The sequence below is a fragment of the Clostridium cochlearium genome, from assembly GCF_900187165.1.
Taxonomy (GTDB): Bacteria; Bacillota; Clostridia; order Clostridiales; family Clostridiaceae; genus Clostridium_G; species Clostridium_G cochlearium.
The window spans coordinates 2,326,337-2,347,625 of record NZ_LT906477.1 but is presented as its reverse complement, the minus strand read 5'-3'; the positions used below and the strand labels follow the sequence as shown (position 1 = coordinate 2,347,625).

Annotated in this window: 18 protein-coding genes and 5 tRNA genes; all 23 read left to right on the top strand. The window is 28.0% G+C overall.

Annotated elements, in window-relative coordinates; translation table 11 throughout:
• Window positions 1-3 precede the first annotated feature (3 nt).
• The 23 genes from CKV72_RS11550 to ftsH all read left to right on the top strand — a co-directional run bounded on the left by CKV72_RS11550 (window position 4) and on the right by ftsH (window position 21,275).
• Entirely contained in the window at window positions 4-1,410 is a 1,407-nt protein-coding gene (locus CKV72_RS11550) for a HAMP domain-containing sensor histidine kinase (protein WP_089864416.1), read from the top strand.
• Window positions 1,411-1,496: 86 nt separating this feature from the next.
• Window positions 1,497-2,672 carry a S1C family serine protease gene (locus CKV72_RS11545; RefSeq protein ID WP_089864413.1) on the top strand — a complete coding sequence of 392 codons (1,176 nt, stop codon included), beginning with the start codon at window positions 1,497-1,499 and terminating at the stop codon, window positions 2,670-2,672.
• Between the two features lie 108 nt (window positions 2,673-2,780).
• On the top strand, window positions 2,781-3,344 hold the full coding sequence (pth, locus tag CKV72_RS11540) for an aminoacyl-tRNA hydrolase (protein ID WP_089864411.1): 564 nt from the start codon (window positions 2,781-2,783) through the stop codon (window positions 3,342-3,344).
• Window positions 3,345-3,372: 28 nt separating this feature from the next.
• On the top strand, window positions 3,373-6,894 hold the full coding sequence (gene mfd / locus CKV72_RS11535) for a transcription-repair coupling factor (RefSeq protein ID WP_095178307.1): 3,522 nt from the start codon (window positions 3,373-3,375) through the stop codon (window positions 6,892-6,894).
• Window positions 6,895-6,956: 62 nt separating this feature from the next.
• Window positions 6,957-7,988: a peptidylprolyl isomerase gene (locus CKV72_RS11530; RefSeq protein ID WP_157726569.1), complete on the top strand. Its 1,032-nt coding sequence runs from the start codon at window positions 6,957-6,959 to the stop codon at window positions 7,986-7,988.
• A gap of 117 nt (window positions 7,989-8,105) precedes the next feature.
• Window positions 8,106-8,657 (top strand): stage V sporulation protein T, encoded by a 552-nt coding sequence (gene spoVT, locus CKV72_RS11525; protein ID WP_089864402.1) that lies wholly within the window; start codon window positions 8,106-8,108, stop codon window positions 8,655-8,657.
• A gap of 129 nt (window positions 8,658-8,786) precedes the next feature.
• Entirely contained in the window at window positions 8,787-10,340 is a 1,554-nt protein-coding gene (locus tag CKV72_RS11520; protein WP_089864399.1) for a putative polysaccharide biosynthesis protein, read from the top strand.
• Window positions 10,337-11,785: a bifunctional methyltransferase/pyrophosphohydrolase YabN gene (yabN, locus tag CKV72_RS11515; protein ID WP_095178305.1), complete on the top strand. Its 1,449-nt coding sequence runs from the start codon at window positions 10,337-10,339 to the stop codon at window positions 11,783-11,785. Before CKV72_RS11520 ends, yabN begins: the two co-directional genes overlap by 4 nt.
• Window positions 11,786-11,895: 110 nt before the next feature.
• On the top strand, window positions 11,896-12,171 hold the full coding sequence (locus CKV72_RS11510; protein WP_089864393.1) for an HU family DNA-binding protein: 276 nt from the start codon (window positions 11,896-11,898) through the stop codon (window positions 12,169-12,171).
• A gap of 72 nt (window positions 12,172-12,243) precedes the next feature.
• The gene (locus CKV72_RS11505) at window positions 12,244-12,489 is read left to right on the top strand and encodes an RNA-binding S4 domain-containing protein (RefSeq protein ID WP_089864389.1); all 246 of its coding nucleotides are present in this window, start codon (window positions 12,244-12,246) and stop codon (window positions 12,487-12,489) included.
• Window positions 12,490-12,599: 110 nt separating this feature from the next.
• Window positions 12,600-12,890, top strand: coding sequence for a sporulation protein YabP (gene yabP / locus CKV72_RS11500; protein ID WP_089864386.1), 291 nt, complete (start codon window positions 12,600-12,602; stop codon window positions 12,888-12,890).
• Window positions 12,891-12,898: 8 nt separating this feature from the next.
• The gene (yabQ, locus tag CKV72_RS11495) at window positions 12,899-13,321 is read left to right on the top strand and encodes a spore cortex biosynthesis protein YabQ (RefSeq protein WP_089864382.1); all 423 of its coding nucleotides are present in this window, start codon (window positions 12,899-12,901) and stop codon (window positions 13,319-13,321) included.
• A gap of 70 nt (window positions 13,322-13,391) precedes the next feature.
• Window positions 13,392-13,664, top strand: coding sequence for an FtsB family cell division protein (locus CKV72_RS11490; RefSeq protein WP_089864379.1), 273 nt, complete (start codon window positions 13,392-13,394; stop codon window positions 13,662-13,664).
• 56 nt (window positions 13,665-13,720) lie between these two features.
• Entirely contained in the window at window positions 13,721-14,131 is a 411-nt protein-coding gene (locus tag CKV72_RS11485; protein WP_089864376.1) for a S1 domain-containing RNA-binding protein, read from the top strand.
• A 160-nt stretch (window positions 14,132-14,291) separates the two neighbouring features.
• Window positions 14,292-14,382, top strand: a tRNA-Leu gene (locus CKV72_RS11480).
• Between the two features lie 13 nt (window positions 14,383-14,395).
• Window positions 14,396-14,471 (top strand) — tRNA-Met (locus CKV72_RS11475).
• 20 nt (window positions 14,472-14,491) lie between these two features.
• Window positions 14,492-14,568: transfer RNA gene (locus CKV72_RS11470), tRNA-Met, on the top strand.
• Between the two features lie 5 nt (window positions 14,569-14,573).
• A tRNA-Leu gene (locus CKV72_RS11465) sits at window positions 14,574-14,664 on the top strand.
• A gap of 13 nt (window positions 14,665-14,677) precedes the next feature.
• A tRNA-Met gene (locus CKV72_RS11460) sits at window positions 14,678-14,753 on the top strand.
• Between the two features lie 197 nt (window positions 14,754-14,950).
• Window positions 14,951-17,335, top strand: coding sequence for a stage II sporulation protein E (gene spoIIE / locus CKV72_RS11455; protein ID WP_095178304.1), 2,385 nt, complete (start codon window positions 14,951-14,953; stop codon window positions 17,333-17,335).
• Window positions 17,336-17,429: 94 nt separating this feature from the next.
• The gene (tilS, locus tag CKV72_RS11450) at window positions 17,430-18,833 is read left to right on the top strand and encodes a tRNA lysidine(34) synthetase TilS (RefSeq protein ID WP_089864371.1); all 1,404 of its coding nucleotides are present in this window, start codon (window positions 17,430-17,432) and stop codon (window positions 18,831-18,833) included.
• The gene (gene hpt / locus CKV72_RS11445) at window positions 18,820-19,365 is read left to right on the top strand and encodes a hypoxanthine phosphoribosyltransferase (RefSeq protein ID WP_089864368.1); all 546 of its coding nucleotides are present in this window, start codon (window positions 18,820-18,822) and stop codon (window positions 19,363-19,365) included. Before tilS ends, hpt begins: the two co-directional genes overlap by 14 nt.
• Window positions 19,366-19,463: 98 nt before the next feature.
• Entirely contained in the window at window positions 19,464-21,275 is a 1,812-nt protein-coding gene (gene ftsH, locus CKV72_RS11440; protein ID WP_089864365.1) for an ATP-dependent zinc metalloprotease FtsH, read from the top strand.
• The last annotated feature ends 14 nt before the right edge of the window (window positions 21,276-21,289 follow it).

Sequence of the window (21,289 nt, the reverse complement as noted above, 5' to 3'; positions counted from 1 at the left end):
TAAATGAAAAAGAGCTTATTTTCCAAACTTATAGCAACATTTACAGCTATTATAACTATTAGTTTTGTAGTAACAGCTGCTTTTTTATCTTATTGGTTTGAAGGATACTATTTTCAGCAAAGGAAGAACCAATTATTAAGTGAATCTCAATTTATAAGCGTAGCAGCTGTTAATTATTTAGAAGGAAATTTTACTAAAGGTAGAGTTACTGAAATTTTGAATAATATAGGAAGTTACTTATCAACAAATATATGGTTAACAGATAACTATGGAATAGTTTATGCAGTTTCTAATGATAAATATGATGATATAATTGGGCGACAGGTTTTAATAGATGAATTGGATGAGTTAAGATTCGGAAATAGTATAGAGAAAAGGGAAGTTACTTCACCTTTTTTGAAGATGCCAGTGCATACATTTGTAATACCTGTATTTTATAGGGATGTGTTCAAAGGATCAATTATAATGCACACATCTGTTGAGGAAATAAAAGAACCTTTAAAAAAAGTATATAATATAATATGGTTATCTGCTGTATTAGCCATAATGTTTTCATTTTTTGTAATATATTATTTTTCACAGAGAATAATAATTAAACCTTTAGAGAAAATTAATTATGTGGCAGATAAAATATCTAAAGGAGAAGTAGATAAAAGGGTATTTGTAAATTCTGAAGATGAAATTGGGGACTTAGCTAATTCCTTCAATGCTATGGCAGAATCTTTAGAAAAAATAGAAGAAAACAGAAGAAGTTTTATATCTAATGTTTCACACGAAATAAGGTCACCAATAACATCCATTAAAGGTTTTATAAGTGGCATTTTAGATGGAGTTATACCACCTGAAAAACAAAATTATTATCTTGCATTGGCTCATGATGAAACTCAAAGACTCACTAGGTTAGTTAATGATTTACTAGATTTATCTGCTATAGAGGCTGGGCAGTTAAAACTTAGAATAGAGGAAGTTAATATAAATGAAATAATAAGATTGACAGTGATAAAATTTAAGCCATTGATAGATAAAAAAAATTTACAAGTAGATGTTTGTTTGCAAGAAGATGATTTATATGTAGTAGGGGATAAAGATAAGTTATTCCAAGTTATTATAAATTTAATTGACAATGCAATAAAGTATACAGTAGAAGGTGGAAAAATAGAGGTGAGAACAAAATTAAGAGGAGATAAGGTATATGTATCTATATATAATTCAGGGGAACATATACCAGAAGAAGATATAAAAAATGTATGGTCTAGATTTTATAAAGGTGATAAATCTAGAACTTCTAAAGTAAGCACAGGATTAGGTCTTTCTATAGTTAGAAGTATATTAACTCAATTAGGAGAAGATATTTGGGTTAAAAATGTAGAGGATGGAGTGCTATTTACTTTTTCGTTAAAAAAAATATAAAAATTAATCCATTATTTAATTACAATTTGTTCATAGAAAAGTTAATTTATGATTATATAATCTAGATATACTAGGAGGTGTAAATAATGGACGATTATAAATTTAACGAGATAAAAGATGTTAGGTGGGAAAGCATAAATCCAGATGAAGGAAATATAAAATTTCGAAATAATAAAAGTCATAGTAGAATAAAAAAATTTTTAAAGTTAGTAGCTTTTATTCTAATAGCCATTATTTCTGGTTCCATATCTGGATATTATGTTGTGGATAAAAAAATAAATAATATAGAAAATAGTGAAACCTATAAAGGAAATCTTATAATTAGTGAAAAAACTCCCGTGAAGAGTACAGATAAAAGTTCTATAACTAGGGTAGCTGAAAGTGTTGGACCAGCAGTGGTAGGCATAAGTAATAAAAGTGAAAATTTTTGGGGAGAAGTTGATAAGGGAAGTGGGTCTGGAATAATTTTTAAGCCAGATGGATATATAGTGACAAACTATCATGTTATAGAAGGTGCAAGCCAAGTTACAGTAAAATTATCTAGTGGTAAGGTTTTTCCTGCTAAAATTGTAGGGTATGATAAAAGATCTGATTTAGCTGTAATAAAAATAGAAGCTAATAATTTACCTACTGCTAAATTTGGAGATTCATCTAAAGTAAATGTAGGAGACTTAGCTATAGTAATAGGCAATCCGTTAGGAGAAGAGTTTGCAGGTTCTGTTACAGCAGGTATAATAAGTGCTTTAAATAGAAGAGTGGAACATGGAGGAGCAATATATAAAGTATTACAAACCGATGCAGCTATAAATCCAGGAAATAGTGGAGGAGCTTTATGTAATGAAAATGGTGAGGTAATAGGTATAAATAGCCTAAAAATAGGGGCAACAGCTAATGTAGAAGGTATGGGATTTGCTATAAGTATAAATGAAGCCAAGGAAATAATAGATTCTCTTATGAATTATGGAAAGGTAAAAAGACCATCATTAGGAGTAATGGGGCAAACAGTGGTTTCTAGAGATGGTGAGATAAGAGGATTTTATGTAAATGAAGTTATATCTGGTTCAGGTGCGGCGAAGTCTGGAATTAAGCCAACAGATGTTATTATAGAATTAAATGGTAAAAAGGTTCAAGAATTTGATGATATAGCACAGATACTAGAACAACATAAAATAGGTGATACTGTTAAGTGTAAGGTCTGGAGAAATGGAACAACTAAGGAAGTTAATATTATATTATCAGAACTGAAGGATTTGAATCAATAATAATATTATTAATATACAAAAAATAATAAAGGGATGTATTCTCTTTATTATTTTTTGTGTTTAGTATAAAATGTTATATATTAAATGTAAAAATGGAGGAAGTATGGTATGTTTTTATTAGTGGGACTAGGAAATCCAGGAAAGGAATATGAAAAAACTAGACACAACATAGGGTTTGAAGCTATAGATAAAATAAGCTATGAGTATAATATTCCTATGAAAAGGGAAAGATTTAAAGGAGTATTTGGAGAAGGACATATATCAAATGAAAAAGTAATGCTTTTAAAACCAACTACATATATGAACCTTAGTGGAGAAAGTTTAAGAGAAATAATAAATTATTATAATATACCAATTGGAAATGTAATAGTAATTTATGATGATGTAGATTTAGAAGTAGGTAGATTAAGAATAAGAACAAAAGGAAGTGCTGGTGGACATAATGGTATTAAAAGTATTATACACAATTTAAATAGCGAAGAATTTATCAGAGTAAGAATTGGAGTGGGAAAACCTGAAAGAGATATGGTATCTCATGTTTTAGGAAAGTTCCCAAAAGAAAAACAAAAAAATATAGAAGAAGTTTTAAATATAATTCCTGAGCTAGCTTATACCATAATTAGCCAAGGACCACAAGAGGCTATGAATAAATACAACAATTTTAAAGCATAGTAATTTTATTAATGAGGTGAATTTTATTATGAGATTAAATGGTATTTTAAAACCATTAAAAGATAGTAAGGAATTTAAGGATATAAAAGATAATATACAAAGTGGAAGGTATCCCTTAAACATAACGGGCTTAGAAGATTCTTCTAAGAGTTATCTAATTAAAGGGGTGTATGATGAAATAGACAAGCCTCTACTAATACTTACTCATAGTGATATAGAAGCAAAAAATATTTATGAAGACTTATTCTTTTATGAACCGAATGTACATTATTTCCCAAGCAGGGAAGTGGTGTTTTATAATATAGATGCCATATCTGGAGATTTAAGATGGGAAAGACTAAAAATAATAAAACGTATATTAGAACCTGGGAAGAAAATTATAGTTACATCAATAGAGTCCATAGCACCAGTATGTATACCATTAAACTTATATAAAGAGTATTTTTTTAAATTTTCTATAGGAGATGTAGTTAACTATAATGATTTAAGTGAAAAACTTTTAAAATCAGGATATGAGAGAGTGGATTTAGTACGCAATAAAGGTCAATTTTCTATAAGAGGGGGTATACTTGATATATTCCCACCAATCTCTTCAGAACCTTATAGAATAGAATTTTTTGATGATGAAATAGATTCTATAAGAAACTTTAATACCGAATCTCAGAGAAGTATAGAAAAAGTGGATTCAATAGAAGTATTTCCAGCCAAAGAGATTATATTGGATAAAGAAAATATAGAGCTGGCTTGTGAAAAAATTATAATGGATTTAGAAAAAGTAAAAAGCAATTTGGAAGCTTTAAATAACAAAGAGGCTTTTAATAAATTACAGAATATAGTTAATAAAAATATAGAATGTTTAAAAGAAACATGGACTTTTGAAACTATAGATAGTTATTTGCCATATTTATATGATACTACGACATCTTTTTTAAATTATTTTAAGGATTGCCTGATTGTAGTAGATGATATACAGAGATGCAAAGGAAAATTAGATAGTGTATATTATGAATATTATGATAGTTATGATAGTTTTCTTAAAAGGGGAGATATATTACCAGCTCAAGGAAATCTGCTAGTACCTAAAGAGGATATATGGGAAGCATTAGAAGCAAGTAAAGTCATAACTTTAAATGTGTTTTCTAAGAAAACAGATATTTTAAAAGAAAGGGAAACTATAAATTTTAAAGAAATTACATCACAGAATTATCAAGGTCAAATTGATTTACTTATAGAAGATATTATAACAAAAAAAGAAAAAAGATATAAAACAGTAATTCTTGCAGGAACTAGAGCTAGAGGGGAAAGACTTGTAGATACTTTAAGAGATAGAGGTATAGAGAGTGTCTACAAGGATTTAGTAGATGAAATTTTACCAGGAGAAGTAGTTGTAACTTTTGGAGGTCAAATAAAAGGATATGAATATCCAGATTTTAAGTTATGTATTATATCAGATAAAGAAGTATTTGGAGAAGCCAAGAGAAGAAAAAATAAAAAAATTAATACTAAAAAGGGTTTTAGTAGAATAAAGAGTTTTACGGATTTAAAGCCAGGAGACTATGTAGTTCATGTAAATCACGGAATAGGTGTATATAAGGGAATTAAGCAATTAGAAGTTGGAGGACATAGAAAAGATTATTTAGAGCTAACATACTATGGGGATGATAAACTTTATGTGCCAGTAGAGCAACTAGATATAGTTCAAAAATATATAGGAGGAGAAGGTAAAACTCCTAAAATAAATAAGTTAGGTAATGCTGAATGGACAAAAACTAAGAATAAAGCTAGAAAATCCATAGAGGAAATAGCTGAAGATTTAGTAAATCTATATGCTGTCAGATCTACTTTAAGAGGATACAAGTTTTCTAAGGATACAGTTTGGCAAAAACAGTTTGAAGAAGAATTTCCTTATGAAGAAACGCCAGATCAAATTACTGCTATAGAAGAGATAAAAAATGATATGGAATCAAATAGAACTATGGATAGGTTACTTTGTGGTGATGTAGGGTACGGCAAAACAGAAGTAGCGCTTAGAGCAGCTTTTAAAGCTGTTATGGATGGCAAACAAGTAGCGTTCTTAGTTCCTACTACAATATTAGCACAACAGCATTATAATAATTTAATAAAAAGGTTTTCAGATTTTCCAGTAAATATAGAAATGGTAAGTAGGTTTAGGACACCAGCACAACAGAAAATCACTATAAAAGCTTTGAAGGAAGGAAATATAGATATTTTAATAGGAACTCATAGAATTTTACAAAAGGATGTTCAGTTTAAGGATTTAGGTCTTTTAATAATAGACGAAGAGCAGCGATTTGGTGTAAAGCATAAAGAAAAAATAAAAGAATTTAAGAAAAATGTAGATGTACTTACACTTAGTGCTACACCTATTCCAAGAACGCTACATATGTCATTAGTAGGAGTTAGAGATATAAGTATTATAGAAACACCTCCAGAAGATAGGTATCCTATACAAACTTACGTAGTTGAATATAATGATCAGCTTATTAAAGATGCCATTTTAAGAGAGTTAAATAGAGGTGGACAGATATATTTTGTATATAACAGAGTAGAAAATATAAAAGAAATTGCAGCACATATTTCTAAATTATTGCCAGAAGCTAAGGTTGGAATAGCGCATGGACAAATGAAGGAAAGAGAGCTAGAAAAGATAGTAATGGATTTTATGAACAAGGAGTATGATATACTAGTTGCTACCACTATAATTGAAACTGGAATGGACATACAAAATGTAAATACTATGATAATATATGATTCTGATAAAATGGGACTATCACAATTGTACCAATTAAGGGGAAGAGTTGGTAGAAGTAATAGAATGGCCTATTGTTATTTAACTTATAAGAAAGATAAAATTTTAACAGAAGTAGCAGAAAAAAGATTGAAAGCAATAAAAGAGTTTACAGAATTGGGATCTGGATTTAAGATAGCTTTAAAAGATTTAGAAATAAGAGGAGCAGGAAATATGATGGGTTCATCTCAACATGGACATATGGCTTCTATTGGATATGATTTATATTGTAAAATGCTAGAAGATACTATAAAAGAGAAAAAGGGAGAAACCAATATAGAACCTATAGAAACTACTGTAGAAATTAAAGTTGATGCTTATATTCCTAATGATTATATAAAAGATGAAAGTCAAAAAATAGAGATATACAAAAAGATTGCTAGCATTAGCTCTTATGATGACTATATGGATGTACAAGAAGAATTAGAAGATAGGTATTCTAATATACCATTATCCGTACAGAATCTTATGGATATAGCATATATAAGAAGTATAGCAAAGGAACTTAGAATAGAGGAAATAAATGAAAAAGGAGAAGAAATACTAATACAATTTCAAAGTATAGATGATTTAAATCAAAAAATGATGATAGATATAAAAACTGAATTTAATAGAATAGTTTCATTTAAATTTGGTAAAAAACCAGCATTAGGATATAGACTTGAGGAAATAAAAAAAGAAGATTTATTAGATAAATTAAAGAAATTTATAGAATATATAAAAAACATAAAGGCTAAATAAAAAATTATACATTAATATAGTATAATATTAATGTAATTTAATTATGAATTGGAGGAATAACCGTGAAACATTTTAAAAATAATATTAAAAAAATTACAGCACTATTTTTTGCACTACTTTTTTCAATGTCAGTAGTAGGATGCAATATGATAGAGAAAACACCAGAGGCCATAAAAAAAAGTCCTATTGCTAAGGTTGGTGAAAAAACAATAACTAGAGGAGAATTAGATACATATTTTACAAATGCCTTAAGATTTACAGGAGAATTAAGCATGTTAGAAGAACAATATGGTAAAGATTTTTTAAATAACTCTGAAATCAAAGACCAATTATCACAGGTTAAAAACCAAGTATTACAACAGATGGTACAGGAAGAAGTAATTTCACAAAAGTCAAAAGAATTAAAAGTTGATAATGCTAAAATTGAAAAAGAAGTTGATAAAAGCTTAAAAGAATTTGTGGAAAAAGCTTTTCAAGGAGATAAAAATAAGTATGAAGAATATCTAAAAAAAATGGGGGTAAAAGAAGAAGTTCTTAAGAATGTTTATAAAAATGAATTTTTGACAAAAGAGGTTATGGAAAAAGTTACGCAAGATATAAAAGTAGATGATAATTCTGCTAAAAAGCATTATGAAGAAAATAAGTACACTTTTGCAGAAAATAATCCTCAGTTTCATGCTCAACATGTATTAGTAGAAAAAGAAGAAGATGCAAAAAAAGTTAAAGAAAGATTAGATAAAGGAGAAGATATAAAGAAGATTGCAAAAGAAATTTCTATAGATCCTAGTGCTAAAGAAAATTCAGGTGATTTAGGTAAGACACCATATTCATCTGTAGTTAAATCTTTTGCAGATGCTATTACAAAACTTGATAAAGGTCAAATATCTCAACCAGTAAAAAGTAGATATGGATATCATGTTATAAAACTTATAGATAAGGATGAAGTTACATTTAAAGATTTTAATACGGTTAAAGAACAAATAAAGAAAGACCTTTTACAATCAGAAAAAGAAAAAGTATTTAACGAAAAAATTAAACAATGGAAAGAAGAGTTAAAGGTAGAAACAAAAAAATATGAAAAGAATATTATGTAATAAAAAGCCCAGAATTTAAAATTCTGGGCTTTTTAAATTACAAATGTGTATAAAATTTCATAAAAAGAAAGATAATATTAGTACATCTTTTAAATATATTGAAAAGGAGGATATTAAATGAAAGCAACTGGAATAGTAAGAAGGATAGACGATCTTGGAAGAGTTGTTATACCTAAAGAAATAAGGAGGACACTAAGAATAAGAGAAGGAGATCCTTTAGAGATATTTACTGATAGGGAAGGAGGAGTAATATTAAAAAAGTATTCACCAATAGGGGAATTAAGCGAATTTTCTAAGGGATATGCTGAATCTTTACAGCAGACTATAGGAAATATAGTTATTATTTGTGATAGAGATATGTTAGTCTCTGTTAGTGGAGTTCAGAAGAAAGAATATATGGACAAAAAGATTAGTTTTGAACTAGAAAAAATTATCGAAGAAAGAAGGACTATACTTATATCAAAAGAAAGAGAAATAATACCTCTTTATGATGATGAAGAGTTCGAAGGAAAATATGCAACGCAAGTTATATCACCAATAATTGCTGAAGGAGATGCAATTGGAGCTGTTATTATAGTGTCAAAAGACAAAGATGAAGAATTTGGAGAAGTAGAACTAAAATTAGCTGAAACTGCATCATCCTTCTTGGGCAAACAAATGGAACAATAAATAATACATATGAATTTATTGTTCATAAATGGATTATTAACACAAGTATAATAAAATATTCAACAAAAGTAATAATATCTCCAAAATTCAAATAAGTATATTTATAAGGATTTTGGAGGTATTTATATTATGAAGAAACATTCTCTTATTAAAGGAACTTTTATTTTAGGAATAGCAGGAGTATTTGCTAAGTTCTTAGGCTTATTTTTTAGATGGCCATTAATAATGTTAATAGGAGATGAAGGGATAGGTTATTATCAGATGGCGTATCCTCTTTATCTATTTTTTATAGCGGTTTCTTCTGGAATACCTGTGGCTATATCAAAAATGGTATCAGAAAGAAATGCTATAGGTGACAATGAAGGTATAATACAAGTATTTAGGAAATCATTAATACTAATGATTTTCATTGGAGGAGGATTTACTGCAATAATATTAATATTATCTAAATTCATAGTTAGAATTTTTAATTGGGATTATAAATCTTATTATTCACTTTTAGGGATTTCCATAGCGCCTGTCTTTATATCAATAATGAGTACATTTAGAGGTTTTTTTCAAGGAATGCAAAATATGACACCTACAGCAGTATCACAAATTATAGAACAATTAGGAAGAGTCATTATAGGGATAGGTTTGGTTATAGTATTACTACCAAAGGGTATAGAATTTGCTGCAGGAGGAGCTAGTTTAGGAGCTACAGCAGGAGCAGTTTTAGGAAATATATATTTATATTCAAAGTATAAAAGTGTTAAATCAGAACTTAATGTTAAAATAGTTAAAGATGATTTAGATATATTAAGTAAACTTATTTATATATCTATACCTATATCTTTAGGAGCTACTGTAAGTAGTATAATGAGTTTAATAGATTCGGCTTTAGTTCCAGGTAAATTAGTACAAGGGGGACTAAGCTATAAAGAGGCCGCTATTTTATATGGACAACTTACAGGGAAGGCATTTGTGTTAATCAATGTACCTCTTACAGTTTCTATGGCGTTATGCACATCAATAGTACCTATAATAGCAGAATATTATATATTAAATAGGAGAAATGATTTGGTACATAAAGTGAATCAAGCTATTAAATTTTCTACAGTTATATCAATACCATCATTTATAGGACTTTTTTTTCTATCAAAACCTATTATGTCTCTTTTATTTATAGGAAATTATGAAGGATTCAAAATTTTAAAATATTTATCCATATCAATACCATTTATAGCATTATGTCAAACATTTACTTCTATATTGCAAGGTATAGGTATATATGTAATACCTGTAATAAATCTACTTATAGGATGTGTAGCAAAATTTTTCATAACTAGATCATTAGTTCCAATAGAAAATATAAACGTATATGGAGCTGTAATAGGAACTATATTAGGATATAGCATATCTACAATACTTAATATAATATGTGTCAAAAGGATGTTAAAAGTAAAAATTGAATACAAGAAAGTAATATTGAAGCCACTTTTAGCCTCAATTATTATGATATTTGGAGTAATTATATCTTACAATATTATTTATAAAATAACTTTAAAGAATTCTATTTCATGCTTAATCTCTATACTTTTTGGTATTATAATATATAGTATATTAGTTATGATGTTAAATATATTTGAATACAGACATGTAAAAAATAAGATATACAGATACAAAAGGAGAGAAAAAGTATGATATACATTGTAGGTTTAGGACCTGGCTCTAAAGATGCACTAACTCTTGGCACATTAAAAATTCTTGAAAACTGTAAAAAAATTTATCTTAGGACAGAAAAACATCCTACTGTAGAATATCTAAAGAAATTAGATATAAAATTTAAAACTTTTGATAATATCTATGATAGCTCAAATAAGTTTGATGATGTTTATAATTATATAGCTATGGACATAATAAAAGTATATAAAGAAAATGAAGACATAGTTTATGCAGTGCCCGGACATCCATTGGTAGCAGAAAAATCTGTAGAAAATTTAATTAAAATGTGTAATAAAAATAATATACCTTTTAAAATTCTGCCGGCAGTTAGTTTTATAGATTCAATATTAGAAAGTATGCAAATTGATCCTATAAATGGAGTGAAGATAGTTGATGCATTTAATATAAAAAATGAAATTCTAGATAAAAGAATAGGAACAATAGTAACCCAGATATATGATAAATTTATTGCATCAGAAGTTAAATTGCAATTAATGGATTATTATGGAGATGAATATGAAATATTCTTTATAAGAGGAGCTGGCATAGAAGAAATAGAAAAAATAAAGAAAATTAAATTATATGAATTAGATAGAGAAGAAGATATAGATTATTTAACATCATTGTACATTCCAAAAGATGAACAAAATACTATAAAAGATTTTTATGATTTATTAGATATAATGGATATATTAAGAGGGGAAGAAGGCTGTCCTTGGGATAGAGAGCAAACCCATGAAACTTTAAAAAGATATTTAATAGAGGAATGTTATGAAGTAATAGAAGCTGTAAATAGTAAAAATGATGATATGATAATAGAGGAATTAGGCGATGTACTATTCCAAATAGTATTTCATTGCCAAATAGGAAAGGAAAAAGGATATTTCAACATTAATGATGTAATAACTACTGTTTGCAACAAAATGATTGATAGACATCCTCATGTGTTTAAAAATAATATAGTTAATTCGTCAAAGCAAGTTTTAGAGAATTGGGAGAAGATAAAAAAGAAGGAAAAAGGATTTAAAACTTATACTGAAGAATTAAAACATATAGCTAAAACTTTGCCGGCACTAATGAGGGCAGAAAAAGTCCAAAAAAAAGCTGCAAAAGTTGGATTTGATTGGAACAGAGTAGAAGATGCGTTAGATAAAGTTTATGAGGAATTAAATGAGGTAAAAGATGTATATAAAAATAAAAATAGGGAAAAAATATTAGAAGAAGTAGGAGATTTAATATTTTCAACAGTAAATGTAGCAAGATTCCTTGACATAGACCCAGAAAATGCTTTAAATTATACTATAGAGAAATTTATTAATCGATTTGAGTATATTGAGAGATGTGCTTCTAAACAAGGAAAGAGTTTAAAAGATATGACTCTTAAAGAAATGGATAAATTTTGGGAAGAAGCAAAAATAAAATAGTATTTTCTTTAAATTATTCCTTTTAAAGAAGGAATTTCAACATTAATAAAGAATATGCTATTCTATGGTTAAAAGTTAATTAACATACTCAAATTAAGGAGGTAACAAAAGTGAACAAATCAGAATTAATCACAAGTATGGCTGAAAAGTCAAAATTAACAAAGAAAGATGCAGAATTAGTATTAAAAGCTTTTATTGAAACTGTAGAAGAAACACTTGAAAATGGAGAAAAAGTACAATTAGTTGGATTTGGAACATTTGAAACTAGAAAAAGAGCAGCTAGAATAGGAAGAAATCCAAAAACTAAAGAAGAAATTCAAATACCTGAATCAACAGTTCCAGTATTTAAACCAGGTAAAGAATTTAAAGAAAGAGTTAATAAATAAGATATGGTAATTTAAAATCTTTTCCAAAAAACCTAGGTAAAAATCTAGGTTTTTTGTGTTTAGGAGGAAAAAATGAGATTAGATAAATATTTAAAGGTTTCTAGAATAATAAAGAGAAGAACTGTAGCTAAAGAGGTTTGTGAAAGTGGCAGAGTATTTATAAATGATAAGGTAGCCAAAGCAGGAAGTGAAGTAAAAGAAGGAGACTTAATAGAAATTAAATATGCAGAAGGTACAATGAAAGCAAAAGTATTGGATACTTCTTCTCATGCATTAAAAAATGAAGCTAAAAACATGTATGAAATAATAAGTGAATAAACAAATTAAAAATTCATCCTAAATAAATTTTAGGATGAATTTTTAATTTCAAAGTAATATAAGAAAAGTATAGAACATATAAATATTATGAGAAAGTAGGGGTGAGTTTTATGGAACAAAAAGATATAAAAAAAACAGACGATAGGAGTACTTTAAAAATAGAAAATAGGAAGAGGATATTTTTGGACGGGGTATTAGATGTAATAAGTTTTAATGAAGAACAAATAATATTAAATACTAATCTAGGAACTTTACATATAAAAGGAGAAGAATTAAAGATGAGTAAATTGGATGTACAAAATGGTGATGTTGTAATTAATGGAACCATAAATTCATGTATATATTTAAATAAAGAAAACAAAAGGAACAAAGAAAAGTTATTATCAAAACTATTTAAATAGGAGGAAATATGATAATATCTATGGATCATCAACTGAATTTGTTAGTATTTAGTTTCCTTTCAGGATTTATTATAGGAATATTGTTTGATTTTTACAGAATAATTAGAGGTAAAAATGAAGGTAATAAAGTAATAACTGTAGTAGAGGATATATTATTTTGGATATTAGTAGCTATTATAGTTTTTATATTTTTATTATATACAAATTACGCATATATAGGATTTTATGTTTATTTATTTATACTATTAGGAATGTTATTTTATATAAAATTTATAAGTAAGAGTATTATTAAATTTTTAATTAATATATTAAGTATTTTGGGAAGATTTTTAAGAGTAACTTTTAACATGCTAATTATGCCTTTTGAGATATTATTTTATAAATTAAAAGAAAAAAATATAAAAAGAGATAAAAATGAAAAAATCACTTGAAGAAAGTTTGAAATAACATTAGAATATAGATACAAGATTAAATTAAAATGTGAAAGGAAAAAATTCAATTATGGGGTTAAAATTTAATAAGAAGAAAATTATTTTTGTACTGTTAACCTTCTATGTTTGTTATATAATTGGGAAACAACAAATAATAATGAATAATATAAACACCCAAATTGCAGAAAAATCTTTAGAATATGAAGAGGTAAAAACAAAAAATCAAAAAATGCTAGAAGAAATAGATATGACTAAAACAAATGATTATATAGAAAAATTAGCTAGAGAAAAACTCGGACTAGTTAAACCAGGAGAAAATACGGTAGTAGATAGTAAAAAGTAGTTTATTAAATTAAATTTTAAAATATAATTAAATTTTTAAGGAGGAATTTTTTTAATATGACCTTAAAATCAGGAAACATACTAGAAGGTACAGTAGTTAACATTACTAATTTTGGAGCCTTTGTCGAAGTAGACGGCAAAACTGGCTTAGTGCATATATCAGAGGTTTCTGATAATTATGTAAAAGATATTAGAGATTACCTAAAAGAAAATGACAAAGTAAAGGTAAAGGTTATATCAGTAGATGAAAAAGGGAAAATAAGTCTTTCTATAAAGCAAGCAGAACCTAAAAAAAAGTCTTGTAGACCTATAGAAATTGATTGGGAAAAGGAAGCTGAACCCAATAAATCAAGAGACTTTGAAGATATCATGAGTAAGTTTTTAAAGGAAAGTGAGGAAAGATTACAAGACATAAGAAAGAATCAAGACACAAGAAATAGAGGATATAGAAAAAGTTCAACCCAATAAAGGATATAAAAGAGGCTTTAAAGCCTCTTTAATTATATAATTTAAAGGACAAATTTATAAATATATAATAATTATATAAAAAAATAAAAAAATATGTTGACATAGATATAATCATGATATATAATAAAACATGTCGTAAGAACATAAAAGTTTTACGCAAGCCGAAGTGGCGGAACTGGCAGACGCACAGGACTTAAAATCCTGCGGTGTTTTGAAGCACCGTACCGGTTCGATTCCGGTCTTCGGCACCAATTTATATAATGACGCGGAGTGGAGCAGCTGGTAGCTCGTCGGGCTCATAACCCGAAGGTCGTAGGTTCAAGTCCTACCTCCGCAACCAATAATAATTAAATATAATGTGGCGGAATAGCTCAGCTGGCTAGAGCATTCGGTTCATACCCGAAGTGTCGTAGGTTCAAGTCCTATTTCCGCTACCACATAAGCCGAAGTGGCGGAACTGGCAGACGCACAGGACTTAAAATCCTGCGGTGTTTTGAAGCACCGTACCGGTTCGATTCCGGTCTTCGGCACCAATTTATATAATGACGCGGAGTGGAGCAGCTGGTAGCTCGTCGGGCTCATAACCCGAAGGTCGTAGGTTCAAGTCCTACCTCCGCAACCAATAATGAAAAATAAAAAGTAGCAGAAAGGTCTGCTACTTTTTTTACATGAAAAATTATACTTAATAAATTAAAACTGAGTATTAAGTTAAATATGATAAATAAATGTCCTAAAAAATATTTTTAGCCTCACAGTAAATGACAAATATTTCCAAAGGGATTTGGTATAATATAGAAAAAGACTGGAGGCGATGATTAAATGCAATATGGTATTGATATACTTCCTTATGAGAGAATAAAAAGAAAAGATGAGGAAGGGAAAAAAAATAAGAATATATTAATTAAAGAATTTACAAAATTAGTAATTTATTTTTTAGCTAGTTTATTAATAAGCAGAGTAATAATGGTAAATCTAATGGCACCTTTTGGTATAGCGTTTTTGATATCAAATTTGATAGAAGAAAAAGGTATAAAGCTTATTTCAGCTTTAGGGACTATTGTAGGATATATATCCATGCGTAATTCGGTGAAGAATATATGGATGTATTTAATTTTAGTATCATTAATAATTTTAAATTCATATATTTTTAGAAGTAAAAATGAAAAAAGTATTATAAAATCTGTATTTATATTATTATTTTTAGGAATATCTGTATATAATAGATTTAAACTTGATATTTCCCCATTTATGTCTATAGTTAATTCACTTTTCCAAACTAGTTGCATATTCTCATTATATTATATTATTAATTATTCAAAAATATGTGTAAAAAGGTTTAAAACAAAACATTTATTTAGCAGTGAAGAAGTAATTAGCATGTGCATAACTTTATCATTAATAGTTGCAGGAACAAGGGGATTAAATATACTTGGATTATCAATAAGAAATATAATAGCATTATTTATAATAGTTATGGTAGGATATATTAAAGGCAGTTCGGTAGGAGCAGCATGTGGTATAGCAATGGGAGTTATTATAGGAATATCAACAAATGATATGACTACTTTTGTTGGGATCTTTGGTATATGTGGATTAATTTCAGGAATATTTAAAGAAAGTGGAAAAATAGTAAGTGGATTATCTTATATTATAGCTTTTGCAATAATAAAATTATATTCTGATGTAGGTGTACAGGTACAATTTAATGAAGTATTGTTAGGAAGCAGTATATTTTTATTAATACCTAATAAATTTTATAAAAAAATAGAAACTGATCTAGATTGGGAAATGAAAAGTGAAAATATAAAAGATGATTATATTTCTAAAGTAAAAGATATGGTTCAAGAAAAATTAACAGAATTCTCAAAATTATTATTATATATGGGAGAAACATTAGAGAATTTATCAGAAAACCATAAGTTACAAATGAAAACAAAGAGTAGTGCATTGGTAGAAAAATTGGCAGATAGAGTTTGTAGTGGATGTAATATGAAACATATGTGTTGGAAAAGAGAAGGATTTTATACTTATTCAGCCTTTTCAGAAATTATAAATAATTTTGAAAACAATAAGAAAATTATACCAAATGAAATCGAAAGAAAATGTATAAAAAGATCACTGCTAGTAAAGAATGCTGAAGATATAATAAAAAACTATATCATAGATGAAATGTGGAAAAAGAGAGTAAATGAGTATAGAAATTTTTTAGCTGAGCAAATAACAAATATATCTTATTCAGTTGAAGAACTGACAGAAAATATAAATTCTGAAATTCATTTTAATAGATATCTTGAAAATGATATAAGAAGAATTTTAAATAAAAATAAAATAAAGTATCAAGATATTTTTGTGTATAATGATAAATCAGGAAAAATAATAGTTAAAATACGTCTCTCTCCTTGTGGAGGGAAGCAAAGATGTATAAAAGAAATACTTCCTTTCATAAATAAAGCTACTGGAAAGATTATGTGTATAAGTGATGATTGCTGTAACATAGATGCAAACAATGAAACATGTGAAATTACTTTAGAAGAAAGTCCTAAATACCATATATCAACTTATGCTAAAGTAGTATGTAAGGATGGTGAAACCTATAGTGGAGATAGCTATACCTATGGTAAATTAAAAGATGGCAATTATATAGCAGTTATAAGTGATGGCATGGGATCAGGTCCAGAAGCAGGACAAGAAAGCAGTGCTGCTGTAAATTTAATAGAGAAATTTGCTAAAATGGGTTTTGATAGGATTAATGCTATAAACATGATTAATTCTTTAATGACTATAAATTTTTCGGAAAGTGAAAAGTTTTCAACGGTAGATCTGAGTGATATAAATTTATATACTGGTGAAGCAGATTTTATGAAAGTTGGAGCTGTACCAAGTTTTATAAAATCAAATGGTAAAGTAGAAGTTATAAGTTCTAAAACTTTGCCAATTGGAGTATTAGATAAGGTAGATGTAGATTTTGTAAAAAAAGATGTAGATAATGGAGACATAATAGTTATGCTTAGTGATGGAGTATTAGATTATGATAATAAGGAAATTGGAAAAGTTGATTGGATAGTGGAATATTTGGAGCAAACTAATATGAATACACCTGAGGATATATGCAAAGATATAATAGAAAAGGCTAAGTTATTAACAAAAGGTAAGGTAAAGGATGATATGACAGTAGTAGTTTCCAAAATATATTCATTATATTAGCACTAAAGTAATAAACCAGAAATCTATAAAAATCATGATTTCTGGTATTTTTTATGATATAATTTTAATTATAAATTTAAGGAAGAGTGATTAAATGATAGACATAGTCCTAGATACAATACATAAATATAATATGATAAATAAAGGGGATAAGATAATAGTAGGAGTGTCAGGAGGTCCTGACTCTATGTGTTTGTTACATATATTGTATAGGTTAAAAGATAATTATGATCTAGATATAATAGCAGCTCATATAAATCATTGCTTAAGGGGAGAAGAGGCAAATAATGATGAAAAATATGTAGAAAGTTTTTGCGAAGAACGTGATATAGAGTTTCATTCTATTAGAATAAATGTACAAGAAATAGCTAAGAAAGAAAATGTATCTTTTGAGGTTGCTGGTAGGAAGTGCAGGTATGATTTCTTTAATAAATTAAAATTAGAGCTTAATGCAGACAAAATTGCATTGGCGCATAATTCCAATGATCAGTGTGAAACAATTCTTATGAGAATTATGAGAGGAACAGGAATTGAAGGACTTGCAGGAATAAAAGCTATAAGAGATAATATATATATTAGACCTATAATAGAAATAAACAGAGAACAAATAGAAAATTATTGTGAAGAAAATCAATTAAATCCTAGAATAGATAAAACTAATTTAGAATCTATATATACTAGGAATAAAATAAGATTAGAACTTATACCTTATATACAAGAAAACTTTAATAAAGATATAATATCTGTAATAAATAGAATGGGTGAAAATATTGATGTAGATAGAGAATATTTAGATCTTGTAAGTCATAATAAGTTTTATGAGTTTTGTACAATTACCAAAGGTAAAGTAATAATAAAGAAAGAAGCTTTTTTAGAACATAAAGCCATAGTTAGTAGAATTATAAGGAAAAGTATAAATGCATTAAAAGGTAGTTTATACAATTTTGAAAGAATTCATGTAGAAGATATATTGAATCTTCAAAAGGGAACAACAGGTAAGGTTATTACTCTTCCACAACAAATAAGGGCATTAAATAATTATGGAGATATACATGTATTTTTTGAAAAAGCTTCAGATAATAGGGAAAATAATAAAGACATAGAATATATATTAAAAATTGGAAGTAATACTATAGGTAATAATGCACAAGTTAAACTTGAATTAATAAATGAAATACAAAAGGATGGTATGGAGAATAATACATATGTAAAGTATTTTGATTTCGATAAAATTAATGGTAATATAATGTTTAGGTACAGAAAAAATGGAGATAGATTTACTCCTTTAGGAATGAAGGGAAGTAAAAAAATAAAAGATTTATTTATAGATTTTAAAATACCTAAACATCTTAGAGATTATGTTCCGTTAATTTGTTTTGGTGATGAAATAGCATGGATTGTAGGGTATAGAATAAGTGAAAAGTTTAAGGTAGACAAAAGTACAAGAAACATATTAAAAATAAAGATAGAAGGAGAGAAAGAAAATGAACTGGTGTGAAAACGACATAAAAGAGATTCTTTATGATGAAGAAGCATTGAGAAAAAAAATTAAAGAAATGGGGAAAAAGATAAGTGAGGACTATAAGGGAAAAGATTTAATTTTAATTGGGGTTTTAAAAGGATCTGTTATATTCATGGCAGATTTAATGAAAGAGATAAATATACCATGTAATATGGATTTTATGGCTGTATCTAGTTATGGGAATTCAAGTGAAACCTCAGGGGTAGTAAGAATCTTAAAGGATTTGGATTTTGAGATTGAAAATAGAGATGTATTAATAGTTGAAGATATAATAGATTCAGGAATAACCTTAAGATATCTTGTAGACTATCTTAAGGGAAGAAAACCAGCTAGTATAGAGATAGTTTGTTTATTAAATAAACAAGAGAGACGTAAAGCGGATATAAATGTTAAATACATAGGATTTGATGTTCCAGATTATTTTATCGTAGGATATGGTTTGGATTATGCAGAAAAATATAGAAATTTGCCGTATATAGCAATATTAAAAGAAGAAGTTTACAGTTAATTTACTAGGATTTTGATACTAATGATGTTGTAAAGGCATAATTCATATGATACAATTTTACAGTGTAATTATTAACTAGTAGAAAGGGGGGCCATCCAATGAATAATAAAAAGTTTTCAAGTGCAACGGCCTGGGTTATTATATTTGTTTTTGTGATTTTTGCATCTTTGTTTTTAGCTAGAAATAATGAAACAGCGACAACTATTACGTTCAATAAATTTCAAAAACATTGGATTAATAATGAGATAAAAAGTTTTGAAGTAAAAGAAGATAAAATGACTGTATCCGGTAATTTAAAAGATGGAACTCAGTATGAAACTATAGTACCTTTTGAGAGATTAAATCAATTTATAAGTGCTCATGATAAAAATGGAGATGTTATAGAAAAATATGCATTACCTGCAAAGACACCTATGTGGTTAAATTGGATACCTACAGCACTAGTCATTTTAATGTTTGTGATATTTTGGTTTATGTTTATGCAACAATCTCAAGGTGGCGGCGGAAATAGAAATGTTATGAATTTCGGAAAAAGCCGAGCCAAGATGGCAACACCAGATAAACGGAAAGTTACTTTTGATGATGTAGCAGGAGCAGAGGAAGAAAAAGAAGAGTTAGCAGAAATTGTAGATTTTCTAAAACAACCTAAAAGATATATTGAGATGGGAGCTAGGATACCTAAGGGAGTTTTATTAGTAGGTCCTCCAGGAACAGGTAAGACTTTACTAGCTAAGGCTATAGCAGGTGAAGCAGGGGTACCATTTTTTAGTATATCAGGTTCAGATTTTGTGGAAATGTTCGTTGGAGTAGGAGCATCGAGGGTTAGAGATTTATTTGATCAAGCTAAGAAAAATTCACCATGCATAATATTTATAGATGAAATTGATGCAGTTGGAAGACAAAGAGGAGCAGGATTAGGTGGAGGACATGATGAAAGAGAGCAAACACTGAATCAGCTTTTAGTAGAAATGGATGGTTTTGGAGCTAATGAAGGAATTATAATGGTGGCAGCAACTAATAGACCAGATATTTTAGATCCAGCTTTATTAAGACCAGGAAGATTTGATAGACAAATACTAGTGGGAGCTCCAGATGTAAAAGGTAGAGAAGAAATACTAAAAGTGCACTCAAGAAACAAACCTTTATCTGAAGAAGTTAAATTAGACATATTGGCTAAGAGAACACCAGGATTTACAGGTGCAGATTTAGAAAATTTAATGAATGAGTCTGCATTATTAGCAGTAAGAAAGAATAAAAAACAAATAGAAATGGAAGAATTGGAAGAGGCAGTAACTAGAGTAATAGCAGGACCTGAAAAGAAAAGTAGGGTTATAGATGAAGAAGATAGAAGATTAACAGCATATCATGAAGCAGGGCATGCTGTAGTCATGAAATTATTACCTCATTCAGATCCAGTACATCAAATAAGTATAGTACCTAGAGGAATGGCAGGAGGATATACTATGCATCTTCCTGAAAAGGATAGAGCATATATGTCAAAATCTAAACTAGAAGATGAAATAGTAGGATTACTTGGAGGAAGAGTTGCAGAAAAATTAATTATAGGAGATATAAGTACTGGTGCTAAAAATGATATAGAAAGATCAACAACCATAGCTAAAAAAATGGTTATGGATTATGGTATGAGTGAAGTACTTGGACCTATAGCTTTTGGAAGTGGTCATGAAGAAGTATTTTTAGGTAGGGATTTAGGTAAGTCTAAAGATTTTAGTGAAGAAATAGCCTCTAAGATAGATAAAGAAGTTAAAAGAATAATAGATACAGGATATGAGAGAGCTCAAAACTTATTAATGGAAAATATAAATAAACTTCATGCAGTTGCTCAAGAACTCTTAGAAAAAGAAAAACTAGAAGCAGAAGAATTTGAAGAAATATTTCAAAATAGTTAAAACAGAGGATTTCC

Coding starts and splice junctions, on each gene's coding strand:
- CKV72_RS11545 (WP_089864413.1), top strand. CDS start 1,497: ATGGACGATTATAAATTTAACGAGATAAAAGATGTTAGGTGGGAAAGC.
- CKV72_RS11520 (WP_089864399.1), top strand. CDS start 8,787: ATGAAGAAACATTCTCTTATTAAAGGAACTTTTATTTTAGGAATAGCA.
- CKV72_RS11485 (WP_089864376.1), top strand. CDS start 13,721: ATGACCTTAAAATCAGGAAACATACTAGAAGGTACAGTAGTTAACATT.
- CKV72_RS11505 (WP_089864389.1), top strand. CDS start 12,244: ATGAGATTAGATAAATATTTAAAGGTTTCTAGAATAATAAAGAGAAGA.
- spoIIE (WP_095178304.1), top strand. CDS start 14,951: ATGCAATATGGTATTGATATACTTCCTTATGAGAGAATAAAAAGAAAA.
- yabP (WP_089864386.1), top strand. CDS start 12,600: ATGGAACAAAAAGATATAAAAAAAACAGACGATAGGAGTACTTTAAAA.
- ftsH (WP_089864365.1), top strand. CDS start 19,464: ATGAATAATAAAAAGTTTTCAAGTGCAACGGCCTGGGTTATTATATTT.
- CKV72_RS11490 (WP_089864379.1), top strand. CDS start 13,392: ATGGGGTTAAAATTTAATAAGAAGAAAATTATTTTTGTACTGTTAACC.
- mfd (WP_095178307.1), top strand. CDS start 3,373: ATGAGATTAAATGGTATTTTAAAACCATTAAAAGATAGTAAGGAATTT.
- yabQ (WP_089864382.1), top strand. CDS start 12,899: ATGATAATATCTATGGATCATCAACTGAATTTGTTAGTATTTAGTTTC.
- CKV72_RS11550 (WP_089864416.1), top strand. CDS start 4: ATGAAAAAGAGCTTATTTTCCAAACTTATAGCAACATTTACAGCTATT.
- yabN (WP_095178305.1), top strand. CDS start 10,337: ATGATATACATTGTAGGTTTAGGACCTGGCTCTAAAGATGCACTAACT.
- pth (WP_089864411.1), top strand. CDS start 2,781: ATGTTTTTATTAGTGGGACTAGGAAATCCAGGAAAGGAATATGAAAAA.
- spoVT (WP_089864402.1), top strand. CDS start 8,106: ATGAAAGCAACTGGAATAGTAAGAAGGATAGACGATCTTGGAAGAGTT.
- hpt (WP_089864368.1), top strand. CDS start 18,820: ATGAACTGGTGTGAAAACGACATAAAAGAGATTCTTTATGATGAAGAA.
- tilS (WP_089864371.1), top strand. CDS start 17,430: ATGATAGACATAGTCCTAGATACAATACATAAATATAATATGATAAAT.